Annotated in this window: 12 protein-coding genes; 4 read left to right on the top strand and 8 right to left on the bottom strand. The window is 68.6% G+C overall.

What is annotated here, in order from left to right; all coding sequences use genetic code 11:
* Positions 1 to 445: 445 nt before the first annotated feature.
* Positions 446 to 1,774 carry an MFS transporter gene (locus A3CE_RS0112880; RefSeq protein ID WP_020640502.1) on the bottom strand — a complete coding sequence of 443 codons (1,329 nt, stop codon included), beginning with the start codon at positions 1,772 to 1,774 and terminating at the stop codon, positions 446 to 448.
* Between the two features lie 202 nt (positions 1,775 to 1,976).
* Between A3CE_RS0112880 and tnpC the strand changes: the two genes are divergently transcribed.
* A complete protein-coding gene (tnpC, locus tag A3CE_RS50995) occupies positions 1,977 to 3,410 on the top strand; it encodes an IS66 family transposase (protein WP_026468424.1) in 1,434 nt (477 codons plus the stop codon).
* A 567-nt stretch (positions 3,411 to 3,977) separates the two neighbouring features.
* On the opposite strand, the gene A3CE_RS0112870 is transcribed toward tnpC, so the two are convergent.
* The gene (locus A3CE_RS0112870) at positions 3,978 to 5,468 is read right to left on the bottom strand and encodes a DUF6461 domain-containing protein (protein WP_020640500.1); all 1,491 of its coding nucleotides are present in this window, start codon (positions 5,466 to 5,468) and stop codon (positions 3,978 to 3,980) included.
* Between the two features lie 91 nt (positions 5,469 to 5,559).
* Between A3CE_RS0112870 and A3CE_RS55090 the strand changes: the two genes are divergently transcribed.
* The 3 genes from A3CE_RS55090 (at position 5,560) to A3CE_RS0112865 (ending at position 7,054) form a co-directional block, all read left to right on the top strand.
* On the top strand, positions 5,560 to 5,970 hold the full coding sequence (locus A3CE_RS55090; RefSeq protein WP_084641512.1) for a tyrosine-type recombinase/integrase: 411 nt from the start codon (positions 5,560 to 5,562) through the stop codon (positions 5,968 to 5,970).
* Between the two features lie 324 nt (positions 5,971 to 6,294).
* Positions 6,295 to 6,576, top strand: a complete 282-nt coding sequence (locus tag A3CE_RS55085; RefSeq protein WP_211231847.1) for an integrase core domain-containing protein — start codon at positions 6,295 to 6,297, stop codon at positions 6,574 to 6,576.
* Positions 6,577 to 6,622: 46 nt separating this feature from the next.
* Positions 6,623 to 7,054 (top strand): chromate transporter, encoded by a 432-nt coding sequence (locus A3CE_RS0112865; protein ID WP_020640499.1) that lies wholly within the window; start codon positions 6,623 to 6,625, stop codon positions 7,052 to 7,054.
* A gap of 82 nt (positions 7,055 to 7,136) precedes the next feature.
* Here A3CE_RS0112865 and A3CE_RS50990 read toward each other — a convergent pair whose 3' ends face one another.
* The 6 genes from A3CE_RS50990 to A3CE_RS50975 all read right to left on the bottom strand — a co-directional run bounded on the left by A3CE_RS50990 (position 7,137) and on the right by A3CE_RS50975 (position 12,562).
* On the bottom strand, positions 7,137 to 7,613 hold the full coding sequence (locus tag A3CE_RS50990; RefSeq protein ID WP_020640498.1) for a DUF2690 domain-containing protein: 477 nt from the start codon (positions 7,611 to 7,613) through the stop codon (positions 7,137 to 7,139).
* A 99-nt stretch (positions 7,614 to 7,712) separates the two neighbouring features.
* Entirely contained in the window at positions 7,713 to 10,028 is a 2,316-nt protein-coding gene (locus A3CE_RS50985; protein WP_020640497.1) for an XRE family transcriptional regulator, read from the bottom strand.
* A gap of 63 nt (positions 10,029 to 10,091) precedes the next feature.
* Complete coding sequence (locus A3CE_RS56460) at positions 10,092 to 10,235, bottom strand: hypothetical protein (protein WP_020640496.1); 144 nt, start codon at positions 10,233 to 10,235, stop codon at positions 10,092 to 10,094.
* A complete protein-coding gene (locus A3CE_RS0112845; RefSeq protein ID WP_020640495.1) occupies positions 10,232 to 10,483 on the bottom strand; it encodes a hypothetical protein in 252 nt (83 codons plus the stop codon). The genes A3CE_RS56460 and A3CE_RS0112845 overlap by 4 nt, the downstream gene beginning before the upstream one ends.
* Before the next feature lie 130 nt (positions 10,484 to 10,613).
* Positions 10,614 to 11,063, bottom strand: coding sequence for a DUF6640 family protein (locus A3CE_RS50980; RefSeq protein ID WP_020640494.1), 450 nt, complete (start codon positions 11,061 to 11,063; stop codon positions 10,614 to 10,616).
* 32 nt (positions 11,064 to 11,095) lie between these two features.
* Complete coding sequence (locus A3CE_RS50975; RefSeq protein WP_020640493.1) at positions 11,096 to 12,562, bottom strand: FAD-dependent oxidoreductase; 1,467 nt, start codon at positions 12,560 to 12,562, stop codon at positions 11,096 to 11,098.
* Positions 12,563 to 12,602: the final 40 nt, after the last annotated feature.

The following is a 12,602-nucleotide window of genomic DNA, read 5'->3' as shown; positions in this document are numbered from 1 at the left end:
GTGCTGGCTGGCGACATCATGGTGTCGCACTCGATAGACGAGGAGCAGGTGGCCTCCTCGCTCACCTGGACCGCGAACCTGCTGGAGTGATCGAAAGCGAGTGTCCCTAAAATTAGAATCTGTGGCACATGATTTACAGTCGCCCTCGATGGCTTCATCTAGCGACTCCTAGACCACGCGTCCGATCGAGTGCAGTGGCGGGCCGATCTGCTACCGCTTGGGCAGCGTCCGCCTCGGGTCGCCGGCTCCTCGGCACAGCCGCTCGATCCACCGGAGATCGTCCGAGATCCACAACACCGCCATGCCGGAGCACCCCTGGCTATTTCCGGGATGTCCGGTCGGGCCACCCTGTGCAGCAACTGTCCGGCGCGCACAAGCGTCGACGCTCTCATCCGGCAGCGTAATGTCCTCCTCAGGAGGAGGGTGATGACCTTGACCGAATTGGTCAGATGTCAGACGGGCGGGGACTATCGGTGATCGCCCTTCGGCGCGTAGTCCCCGCAGCAGCCGTCAACACGACCGTGAACAACACGTAGGAGGCCAGCAGCCCATTGAAGCTGTCGGCCGAGCTGAGGGTGCCGCCGATCGCCCGTCCCAGCAACTGCCCGGTGCACTCGGCTGTGATGACCGCAGTGGCGAGTTCCACCGCCGTGAAGCCACTCGCGCCTGCGGTCGTCGCCCTTATGTACATGACCGGATACGCCAGCCCGATGCCGATTCCGCCGACAGCCCAAGCGGCGACCATCATTGTGAACGGTATGGCGACGACCAGCCCCACGGCCAGCACGGCCGTTCCGAGGGCGGCTAGACCCAGACCGATGGCGGGAAAGCGGTGCTTGCTGCGCTCCGACACGAACTGGGTGGCGAATAGGCTGGTCACGCCCCAGCCCAACGGGGCTGCGCTCAGGACGATCACGGCCTTTCCGAGGCTTATCCCGAGGCCGGACGTCAGCAGCACGGTGATCAGGCTGTCCGCGCCGAAGTAGCCGATTGCGAACAGGACCATCGTGCCGAGGGCGGCTGGGGTTTCCGGCCGGAAGCGCGCCGTTCCCTCGGGCAGGATCGTGATCATTCCCGCCAGTGCGATCACGGCGCCGATGATCGCGAGCGGCCACCACCCCATGCTCAGCACTACACTCGCGGCGCCCAACGGGATCAACAGTGTCCGCGCCAGCGGACGGTGTTCGGACTCGTCTGGAGGGTCGTCACGGACGGCACGCATCACGAGGAGTCGTCCCAGGAGGACGAACGGCACCGGGACGAGCAGAGTCCAACGCCAGCCCACGAGGTGCTCCAGCCCCAGGGTGGCGGCTGGACCGACCAGAGCGGGCAGGATCCACATCGCCGACGACGCCGCCACCACGCGCATGCGCAGTTGCTCGCTAAGGTGCCGGATCGCGGAACTGATGCCGAACACCGCCAGGAGCCCGCTGGCGAGCCCGTTTGCGAACTGTCCCACGGCAAAAATCCACGCGGTTTGCGCGGTGGCAGCAAGGACGAGCCCACCAATGTAGGCGAGGATTCCTGTCCCCAGGGTGCCGTTGGTGCCGAGCAGGCGGAGAACCCGGCTCGCCAGCGGTAGCGCCACGAACAACCCCAGCGTCGACCCCGCGATCAAAAGGGCAAGGCTATTGCGCGCACCCAGAGCAGTGGATACCACGGGTAGCAGCGTGGAGGCGACGAAATTGGTTACCGCAGCAGCAAACTCGAGCGAGACGATTCCCACGCCGAGAAGCGCTGTCCCGGTCCGCTGGTTCAACCGGGCGCCAGTCATACTGGCATTCTAGGCATGCGGCCCGACGACCACCACCACCTGACCGCTATTCCTTCCTGGTCAGCCCCTTGAACATGTCGAGCAGCGGATTTCGTGGAGCCTGGACCAGCTGGTTTTTAGATGCAGTGATCGGATGGGTTATCGGGTGGTAACTGGTCAGGTCGTTTCCGGGGTGTGTTTGCCCCCGTGAGATGATCTTGTTGTGCAGGCCGGGGATGGGCGTCCGTCGTATGACGAGCTTGCCGCCCTGGTGGTGCGGCAGGCGGCGGTGATCGAGGAGTTGCGGGTTGAGGTCGCTGCTTTGCGGGCCGAGAACGCTGAACTCCGGCGGCAGTTGGGGCAGAACAGCCGGAACTCGTCGAAGCCACCGTCATCGGATTCGCCGTTTGTGAAGCCGGCGCCGAAGTCGTTGCGGCGCAGGAGCGGCCGCAAGCCGGGCGGGCAGTCCGGGCATCCGGGGTCGACGCTGGCGCAGGTCACCGATCCGCATGAGCGAGTGCGGCATGAGCCCGGTCCTTGTTCCGGTTGTGGTGCGGATCTGGCCTTCGCGGCGGAGGTCGGGGTGGAGCGGCGGCAGGTGTTCGATCTGCCGCCGATCACGGTGCGGGTGACCGAGCACCAGCTCATCGCGCGCCGCTGTGAGTGTGGGACCACCACCTGCGGCGCAGCGCCGGCTGGGGTGACGGCGCCGGTGCAGTACGGGCCGCGGATCACCGCGATCGTCCTCTATCTGTATGTCGGGCAGTTCCTGTCGAAGAAACGCACCGCGACCGCGTTGGCTGAGCTGTTCGGTACCCCGATCTCGCAGGGCACGGTGGCAGCGATGACCGCACGCGCCGCCGACGGGTTGACCGACTTCCTGACCCGTCTGCGTGACCTGATTGCAGCGGCCGCAGTGGCCGGGTTCGACGAGACCGGGCTTCGCGTCGCCGGGACGCTGCACTGGGTGCACTGCGCCCGCACTGAGAAGTACACCCTGATCACGTGTCACCCCAAACGCGGCCGCGCGGGTATCGACGACGCCGGTGTGCTCGGTCGGTTCCGTGGGGTCGCCGTGCACGACGCGTGGGCACCGTATGACACCTACCTCGATGCCGACCATCAACTCTGCTGTGCCCACGCGCTGCGCGAATTGCAGGCCGTGACCGAAACCGTGCCGCCGGAGAGCCCATGGTGCTGGGCAACCCAGGTCGCTGACGCGCTCGTCGCGATGCAACACCTGGTGGCCGAGGCGATCGCCGCCGGTGCCGACGCGGTGGATGCCGACGCGCTGACCATCCAGATCCGCCGCTACCGTTCCGCCGCCCAGGTCGGGATCACCCAGACCGCCGATCGAGTGGATGCGCTGGCGTGCAAGCACAACGCACTCGCCCGCAGACTGATCAACCGGCAAGACGACTACCTCCGCTTCACCACCGACTGGCGGATCCCCGCCGACAACAACGGCTCCGAACGTGACATTCGCATGATCAAGCTGCGGCAGAAGATCTCCGGCTGCCTCCGTACCCTCGCCGGAGCCGGGCAGTTCTGCGCCATACGCAGCTACCTATCCACCGCAGCCAAACACGGCCACCACTTCTTCGACACCCTCGTCACACTCGCCGAGGGAAACCCCTGGCTGCCCGCAATTCCATGACCTGACCAGTTACATCGGGTGTAGCGCCATACTCGGCATGCGGGAAGCGTCCGAGCTCGCCGTCAAGGCACTGGCCGTCGTACTTGTCGATGTACTCCGCCGGCGCGACTTCCGGTTCGTCGATCCCGAGCCAAGGAGCCGCAGTTGCGGACACATTCGGCTTTGTGCAACCGTTTGAACGCCTCCGACCTTGCGTTGTCGTATCAGTCACCTTGGAGCCGCCCGAGGCAACATCACCTTCGTCCGCGAGCCGCTGGGTATAGCACAGCTCGGTAAGGCACTCCGCGGTCGACCAAGCCCGCCAGGCCGGCGCCGTTGGCTTGTCTCCGGCGACTTGGCAGCCCAGCCCACCACGGCCGCAATCGGCGGCGCGGCGCCCTATACCGGACGTCCCGGACCCTAGACGACACCGGCAACCGCAAGACACAGTCCGCTTCTCAGGCCCGTGCTTTGCTGGCCTTGGTGCGGCCGCATGATGTCGTGGGGCGGTCCCGCCGGCGGTGCAGCAGCGGGTTCAGCGGGTGGACTGGGCGTGTAGGCAGCAATGGGATACCCAGACCCGAGCCTTCATCCAAGGCGGAGAAGTGTGTGTTGCGCATCGAGTCCTTCTGGGGTGAAAGTGATGCCGGTGACGGCTTCGCCCAGCGCGAGCAGCCACGGAGTGGCGTTGCCCGCCGGTGCCGGGAGCGACGTGGTGTAGGAAGCCAGGGGTGCCGGGACGGCACCTTGGCCCGGCCGGATCACGACGACGTCGTGGCCAGGTTGGGCAAAGTAGGCCAGCTTGTTGCCGCGCGTCTCCCAGCCGACGTTGAGCACTGTGGTGTGCGGCCGAAGAGCCTCGACGATCTGGTGCGCGAACGGGCTGCGGTTGAACGCGATCGCGATTGTCCAGTCGTCCTCGCGTCGCAGTGCGACCTGTTCGGTGTCGGTGAGGGACACCGGTCCTGCACCGAACTCGATGCCGCCGAACGCCGCCGCGACGGTGTCGAGTGGGGTGCTGCGGGCGTAGGTGATGGAGGCTGCGAGGCCGAGCCAGTGCTCGGTGATCCACGCGTGGCGTTGCAGCGGGCCGCCGGTGCCGGCGCGGGCGCCGTCCGCGCCGGACGGTGCCGGTGGGTTTCCCAGTAGGTCCAGGAAACCGGCGAGCAGCGGTGCCGGATCGTGGCGGTCCAGTTGCTTGGCGAGTATCGCCGCGTAGATCGTCTTGAATGCGGCGGTGAGCGGGTTCGGTGCGGTGCGCAGCGTGCGTACGGCGTCCAGGGCGAGGAGCCGGAGGCGGTCGGCGTCCGGTGCGTAGCCGGCCTCGTAGCGGGCCATCCGGACCAGTTCGTCGAACTCGGTTCCGCTGTCGGGTACCTCGGTCAGCCCGGCGGAGGCGAGAACTTCGTCGACGGCGGCATGGGCGACTGTCAGCAGCGGCTCGTTGTCGGCACGGCGCAGCGCGGCGGCGAGTACCGGGTGCTGGTACTCCAGCGGCTCGAACCCGGGCGTCACCGGGTGCACGTCCTCGAGGTGTTCGGCGATCGGTGCGACGAGGGCGTCGCCGTCCAGCCAGTCTTCGGTGAACGGTTGCCCGGTCAGCCGCGCGGCGAGCAGGAGCAGCCCCGTCCGCCAATGGCTCGCCGCCCAGTCGATGTCCGCGGCCAGCGGCGTCAGGCAATCGGGGTCCTCGCCGTCCTTCCACGAGTCGGCGCCTGCTTCGAACGCCGTCTTGATGCGGCCGTCAACGGCGTAGCTGAACCTGGTCAGTGCCTCGATGTTCCAGAAGGCGCTCACCGTTTCCCCGAGCTGCGACACCCGGCGCAGGACCTCGGGTCGCGTGCCCTGGAAGCCGTTGGTTTCGATCGCGACGACGTACTCGCCCTGTCGGCACACGGCAACCGTGTACGCCTGGTCGAGGTCGTTCCCTGTCGCCGCGAACGGGACGGTCCGGGCCTCGCTTGTCACCCCGCCGAAGTCTCGCACCACGGCGTCCACGTCCGTCGTCTTCACCATGGTCACACAGGCGGCTTCACCCAGCGTGCTCGTCGACAGCCAGTCGAAATCATCCCCGGTCACCACTCCTTTGTAGCGGCCTGAACGCGGACCTGCGAGGTCACTGACTCCTCGATCTTGGCGATGACTCCCATCGGAGGCAGCCCTGAGTTACGTGTCGCACACGTTCCGACGGCTGATCGAGAAGGCTGATCTGCCACCGGTGCGGTTCCACGACCTGCGCCACGGCGCGGCGACGCTGTCCCTGGCCGCGGGCAACGATCTGAAGACCGTACAGGCACTGTTGGGTCACGCCAGCATCGTCCTGACGGCCGACACGTACACCAGCGTGCTCCCATCGCTGGCTCAGGCCTGCGCGGAGGCGACCGCGAGCTTGGTCCGCCGCGCCGGCTACGACCGGGGACGGAAGATCTGCAGGTCAGGCGCTAGGTCTACCCGGCAAGGGCGACGCCGAGCCGTCGGACATGGTCCGCGCTTCATCCGTGCCGGCGGGACTCTGGGTGGGACCCACAACGGCCCCAGCGCGGACCCACAGATCAACAAAGCCCACCGACAGCGACCCTGAAACTGCAGGGAAACCGTTGGTGGGGTTTGCTTTTCGACTGTGCGCCATCAGGGACTCGAACCCCGAACCCGCTGGTCAAGAGTTTGGCTGCCGTGCCTTCTGGTGCTCGAGCGGCGGTTGGCCCGGGACTGGGAGGTTGTGGTGACAGTAACGGCTGAGGGTGCGCTGTTGGTTATCGTCCGGGGGACGACCGGGCCGCGATGACGGTTCCGACGGTGGGTGCGATGCACGATGTTGCGGTTATCCCATTGCGTGAGCAGCAGGCTCGGACGGATGGGTCGTTGGTAGTGCGGGTGGTCTACGCGGACGGCGGGCATCGAGACGGTGCGGATTCCTTCGCGTTGCCCGCGGGCGAACGGCTACGCCGAGCGGTTTGTGCTCACAGCCAGAACCGAGCTCACCGATCGCATGTTGATCGTGAGCGAGCGGCATCTGCGCGCCGCGGTCGCCGAGTACGTCCGGTACTACAACGGTCGACGGCCGCATCGTTCCCGCGGGCTTCGCCCACCACGGCCGACCCCCGCCGTGGCAGACCTCAGCTCGCAGCGGATCAAACGACAGCAGGTACTCGGAGGCTTGATCAACGAATACGAACGGGCAGCGTAAAACTATTGGTCAGAACCGGCGACAGGGTTATGGAACCCCACACGCGGTGCACACCTACGGCTGGATGACCGACGCCCAGTTCCTCGACGCGGTGGTGCTCGGCCAGATCACCCCTGGCCCGGTCGTGCAGACGGTCGCCGTAGTCGGCCACGCCGCCGTGGGGCTGACCAGCCCGCTGCTGGCCGCACTGGTCGTCTTTGCCCCGTCCTTCGCCTTCGTGCTGATCGGCGGCCCCCATCTGGATCGCTTGCGGGGCAACCAGCGGGTGCAGGCGTTCCTCACGGGTGCCGGAGCCGCCGCGATCGGCGCTATCGCGGGCTCGACGGTCGCGTTGACCCGGGCACTGAGCCACCCCGGGCAGGGCGTGGTGCTGGCCCTTGCCCTGTGCTGGCTGCTCGTGTTCCGGCGCGGAGTGGTGACGGCGCTGGCCGGCGCCGGAATCCTGGGCGTGCTGCTGACGGTGATCGGCTGGGTCTGACCGCCTGCCTTGGGACCGCGCCTGGGGTACGCGGTCCCAAGGCTTTCGCGACCCTTGCCGGATCGCTGCCTTCGGGGCCGGATCAGTACGGGGAGGTCCAGGCATCGACCCAGTGGCGAAGCTTCCAGTCGTGATCGAGTCCGTACGCACTGGACGTGATCGGGTCCTTGTCGTAGACCATCGCGGTGTAGCACGACGTGTGCTCGTCCGCATCGACGAGATCGCACCGGTATTGCTTGAGGTCGGAATTACGGTGGATCAATGCGTAGCCGCCGGTGAAGTTGCCCGGGTCAGGACCGTAGGCGTTGCTCAGCCGAGCCCACGCCGTGTGGCATTTGAGGCTGTACCGCAGCTCCACATAGGCTTCGCTCCAGTCACCCCCGGAATTGAGGTGTGACAGCGCTTTCGTCGTGGCGTCGTTGGCGCATCCGGTCGCGATGGGGTCCTTGCCGTCGTAGGCGTAGTTCGTTGCTTCGGCCGGGACGGCCAGCGTCAACGGCAGCAGCCCGGCGGTGAGCAAACCGATGGCGGCCCGGGTGACCCCCGTGCGTACGGTCACATTCCCCTCGTTTCCCTAGGTGAGTGAGCCCGCGCCGAAGGACCCCGGCACGTGTTGCCCAGCCTGTCCGGTCGCGGCGGTGACGAACAGCGACAACCTCTACAGTTCGCCTGCACACTTGGCGGCGTTCCGCGCCAGTTCGAGGTCGGCGAGGACGGCGGTCTCGCGTTCGGCACCGCCGTGGTGGTGCAGCAGGGTGTGGGCATCGGCGAGGACCTTGGCGGCAGCGCAGGGCTCGCCCATGTCGAGGAGGGTGCGGCCGAGGGCGGCCAGTGCGATTCCTTCGTCGAGCCGGACTCCCGCCGCTCGCCAGAGCCGGGCGCTTTGCCTGAGGTTGGTGACGGCGGGCTCGTACCGTCCGGCTTCCTGATGCACGACGCCGATCCTCGACTGCGCGTAGGCCATGCCGCGGTCGTCGCCGGTTCTTCGCGCTACGTCGAGCGCTTCGGTGGCGTAGGCGAATTCTCGCTGCGGGTCGCCTTTCCGGCCGTAAAGCACGCCGAGGTTGACCAGCGTCATCGTTTCGGCCTGGGACATGCCCAGCTCGCGGTTGAGCGCGAGGCTCCGTTCACCGAAGTCGACGGCCTCGTCGAGGTCGTTCCCGAGACCGAAGACGAAACAGAGGTTGTTCAGGCACGCCGCCAGGTATCGGCGGTCGTCGAGCCGTGAACAGTCCGCGAGGCTCTGCCGCAGCTCGTCGTGGGCTCGCCGGTAGTCGTCGGAACCGGACGCGCGGGTCAGCTCGGCGGCGGCGATGCCCAGGTCGTTGCGCAGTGTGGCGACCGCGGCCCGGTCGGAGCCCGCCGAAACGAGGGCCAACGCCGCCTCGTTGACGCGGATCGCGTCCCGCCACCGGGCCCCGGCACGGTAGTACGCGAACAGCCCGAGCCCGACCGAGGCGACGACGTCACCTGGCACGCCGGGGATACCGATGGCCTGCTCGACGGCGGCGACGAGGGGCGGGTGGTGCGTGTCGAGCCAGCCGAACGCCTGGGCGGGTGTGTCCAGGGCTGGTGCCGCCGTTGCCTCGGCTCGGCCTGCTGCCCAGTCCAGCCGGTGCGAGGAAGCCGAGACCAGCGCCATGCCCCGCCACGCCACCGTGGCGTAGAGCTCGAGCACACGGGTGAGTGCTGCTGCGCGGTCCGGCACCGTGATCGCCGTCGCCAGCTCGCCGGCGTAACGGCGTAGGAGATCGTGCAGTCGGTACCGGCCTGGCGCCGGAGCCTCGAGCAGGTGCAGATCGGCCAGCCGCTCCAGCAGCCGTTCGGTCTCCTGCTCGGGCAGATCGAGCAGCCGGCAGACGACGCTCGTCGGCAGGTCCGGGACGTCGAGCAGGGACAGCAGGGGATAGACGCGTGCCGCCTGCCGGTCGAGCGGATGCGTGCCGAGCGCGAGCTGGTCGAACGACCACGCGAAGCTCGCCCGGACGCCGGTCGGGGTTGCTTCCAGCTCGTCGAGACACCGGTGCTCGTCGGCCAGCCGCTCGGCCAGGTGGGCGACCGGCCTGCCCGGCCGGGTCGCCAGCCGCGCACCGGCGAGGTGGATGGCGAGCGGGAGGCGGCCGCAGAGCCGGACCACCGCGGCGGCCGCGTCCGGTTCGGCGGCCACCCGGTCCGGACCGGCTGTCGCTGCCAGCAGCTCGACGGCCGCGCGCTCGGGCAGCACGTCCACGAAGACCTGATGCGCCTGCGCCAGCGTGGGCAAGACCGCCCGGCTCGTCACGATGGCCGCCGATCCGGCCGTGCCGGGGAGCAGTGGCGCCACGTGCTCCACGTCCGGTGCGTTGTCCAGGATCAGGAGCACGCGCTTCCCGGCGAGCAACGACCTGAAGTGCGCCGACGCGGCCTGCAGTGTCGCCAGCGTGCCCGGCTCGGTGTCGCCGAGCGCACGGAGCAGGGCATCGAGGGCGTCGATCGGCGCCGTCGGGCGTGCCGCGTGCCCGCGCAGGTCGAGATAGAGCTGACCGCCGGGGAACCGCGGTGCCAGCAAATGTCCGATGTGGACGGCGAGGGAGGTCTTGCCGACGCCGGCCATCCCGGAGATGGCGGCCACGACGGCGGTCTCGGGCTCCTCGAAGAGCCGGAGCAGGCGATCGACCTCCGCGTCCCGGCCGGCGAACACGGCGAGTTGCCCTGGCAGCTGGCGTGGTGGATCCTTCGCACCCGGCTCGGGACGGGACGCGCCGGGAGTGCCCCGGCGTGACGTCACGGCTGCGAAGGCCTGCTGTTGCTCGTCGGTGAGGTCCAGCGCGGCGGAAAGCCGATCGACCGTGGCGCGGTACGGGAACCGCCGGTCACCGCGCTCGAGCGCCCCGATCGCCTGGCCGCTGAGACGAGCTCGCTCGGCGAGCGCCTCCTGCGTCAACCCGGCCGCGAGCCGATAGCGGCGTAGCTGCGCCCCGAACGACTCCGTCACACGACCCCTCCGTGCCCGAGCGTCGCATGGAGGTATCAGTGTGTAAAGCCCGGTGTGGTCAGCTCACCGGGACTTCTTCTGCACCGAATCGGCGTTGACGGCCAGGAGCAGGTGGCCGCTGTCGTCGTCGACGACGTCGAGCCGTTCGATGTCCCCGGTGGCGATGGTGGTCGTCGCGTTGACCCGCATCGCGCCGGCATAGGTCACGTGCCACGACGACACGGTCTGGTCGCGCCGTCCTCGGCGTGGACGACGAGCCGGCACGCGGTGTCGAGCGGGAGGCCGGTGAGCGTCATGCCGATCCGGGCGCCGGCGGGCAGGGCGAGGAGGGGCGTCGAGACGTCCGCGGCTTCCTCGGAAGCTCCACCAGCGCCTGCGCTGAACCACGAATCCACCGAGATCGCCCAGCCGATCTGCCCGGCCGCGTCCGCGGTCATCAGCAGCTGTCGCAGCACGGATCTGGACCTGGCATCGCCGGATGGCCGGCGGCGGAACCTGGGACGCCCGCACCGATACCGGCACTGGCGCCGCCATCCTGCCCTGCGGGGCCGGATCGAGGGGCGCGGATCCGACCCCGCCGGTGGTTCACCGCTCGACGGGTGGCCGCGCGAGCCGGTATCCCGCGGCGAGCAGCGGCGCGAGCACGACGAAGACGGGGATGAGTTGGTTGAGCCTGACCCCGGCGACGACAGGGAGACGGTCCGCGAATTCGGGGTCGACCAAGGCGGCGCCGGGGAACAGGATCGCGGGGACCTGGGTCGCCGAGTAGAATCCGGCGAACAACGTCGCCCACCGCACCGCGGCCCGGGATCGAGCTCCCGGGCCCCACAGCTGCCACAGGCTCACCGCGGCGAGTTCGAAGCCAAGGGCGATCGTCTGACCGTTGTGGAACTTGGCGTGCGGTGACCACGTCGGGTTGAACACGTGGGTTTCGTTCCAGTCGGCCGCTATCGCGCCCGCGGGGCCGGCGATGGCCACGATGGAGATGAGCACCTTGCCGACCAGATGCTGGGCGGGGCCGTGAAATCGGGACACGAGACCGGTCCTTCCGCTGTGTTGGTGGTCGGTCACGATGCCGCCCCGCGGGTGCCGGTGAACGCGATTGCCATCATCGCGGCTTTCGCGGTGCCGGTCATCGTGTCGCCGTCGATCGCGGCTGTGCAGGTGATCTTCAGTTTGAAAGGTGTGGTGATCCGGGCGGTGAACTTGAGGTCGTCGCCGGTGCGCAGGAGGTTCTCGACCGGGATGCCGTCGAGGGTCCCCGTGGTGGTGTCGAACACGAGCGTGGACCGCTTTTCCCCGCCCGGTGTCCGGAACCGCAGTGTCCAGGCGGAGCCCGCGGCGAGGGGGTTGAGGCGCCGGTATTCGGTGGCTGCGACGATCGACTGGCGGTGTTCGGCGGCGGGGTCGGGGATGTCGGCGGGGTCGAAGTCCTTGGTGGCGAAGAATCTTTCCATGGCCTGGTTGGCGCCGACGGCGTACTCGCCGGCGCGGGGGAGCATGACCGTTTCGTAGCGCACGATGGCGTCGTCGACCGTGGGTTCCTCGGCCACGGCCCGGGCGAGTTCCGCGCCGTCGAGCATCGCGAGGTTCACTCCGAACCCGCCCCACGGTGACATGACGTGGGCGGCGTCGCCCAGCAGGGTCACCCCGGGCCGGTGCTCCCACTCCAGGGGGGCCGGCAGCACGTGGATCGGCCGGTTGACGAAGCCGCCGTCGCCGTCGGTGATGAACGGCATCAGGTCGTCGGACCAGCCGGCGAACTCCGTGCGCAGGAACCGCTGCGTGGCGGTGCGGTCCTCGAGGTCCAGCCCGGCCTGGTCGCACCAGTCCAGGTCGGTGCGCATGGCGACGTAGCCGCGGACGTGCCCGTTGCTGTTGCGCTGGCCGATGAGGGCCCGGCCGGCGTTGTCGGTGGCGAACATGTGCCCGGTGCCGACGAGCTTCGCGACGCGAGGGTGCCGGAGGTCGACGTCGTCGAAGCGGGCGTCGAGGAACGAGATACCGCTGTAGTGCGGGGTGGCGTCGGTCAGCAGGGGGCGCACGCGTGACCACGCCCCGTCGGCGCCGATGAGGAGGTCGGCCTCGCTGACGGTGCCGTTGGTGAACTCGAGGCGGTGCGTGCCGTCGGGGAGCGGGGTCGCGGTGTGCAGCTTGTGGCCCCAGCGCACGGTTCCGGCCGTGAGGTGTTCGGCGAGCAGGGCCCGCAGCTGTCCGCGGTCGATCTCGTTCGCGGCCTCGTCCTGTTCTTCCGGGACGAAGGCGGACAGCACTGTGCCGTGCTGGTCGAGGCTGGTTTTCGCCTGACCCTCGGGGCGGGCGAGGGTGCGGAACTGCGCAAGGAGGCCGGCGTCTTCGAGGGCGATCTGGCCCGAGTCGGCCTTCAGGTCGAGGGTGCCGCCGGCGTCGCGGGCGTGAACGCCGGAGTCCGTGTCGTAGACGGCGACCTCGAGGCCGTGTCGCTGCAGGACGCGGGCGCACAGCAGGCCGCCGGGGCCGGCTCCGACGATGGCGATACGTGGGGTGGTGGTCATCACGACTCCTAAGTTTTGGTGACTCAAAATTTATAGTAGC

Source organism: Amycolatopsis balhimycina FH 1894 (assembly GCF_000384295.1).
GTDB classification, from domain to species: Bacteria; Actinomycetota; Actinomycetes; order Mycobacteriales; family Pseudonocardiaceae; genus Amycolatopsis; species Amycolatopsis balhimycina.
Note: the sequence above shows the minus strand (reverse complement) of the source record. Positions and strands in the feature narration are given on the sequence as shown.

Bases quoted from the DNA above. Each gene is read 5' to 3' on its own strand.
- A3CE_RS0112880 (WP_020640502.1), bottom strand. From the start codon at position 1,774: ATGACTGGCGCCCGGTTGAACCAGCGGACCGGGACAGCGCTTCTCGGC.
- A3CE_RS50975 (WP_020640493.1), bottom strand. From the start codon at position 12,562: ATGACCACCACCCCACGTATCGCCATCGTCGGAGCCGGCCCCGGCGGC.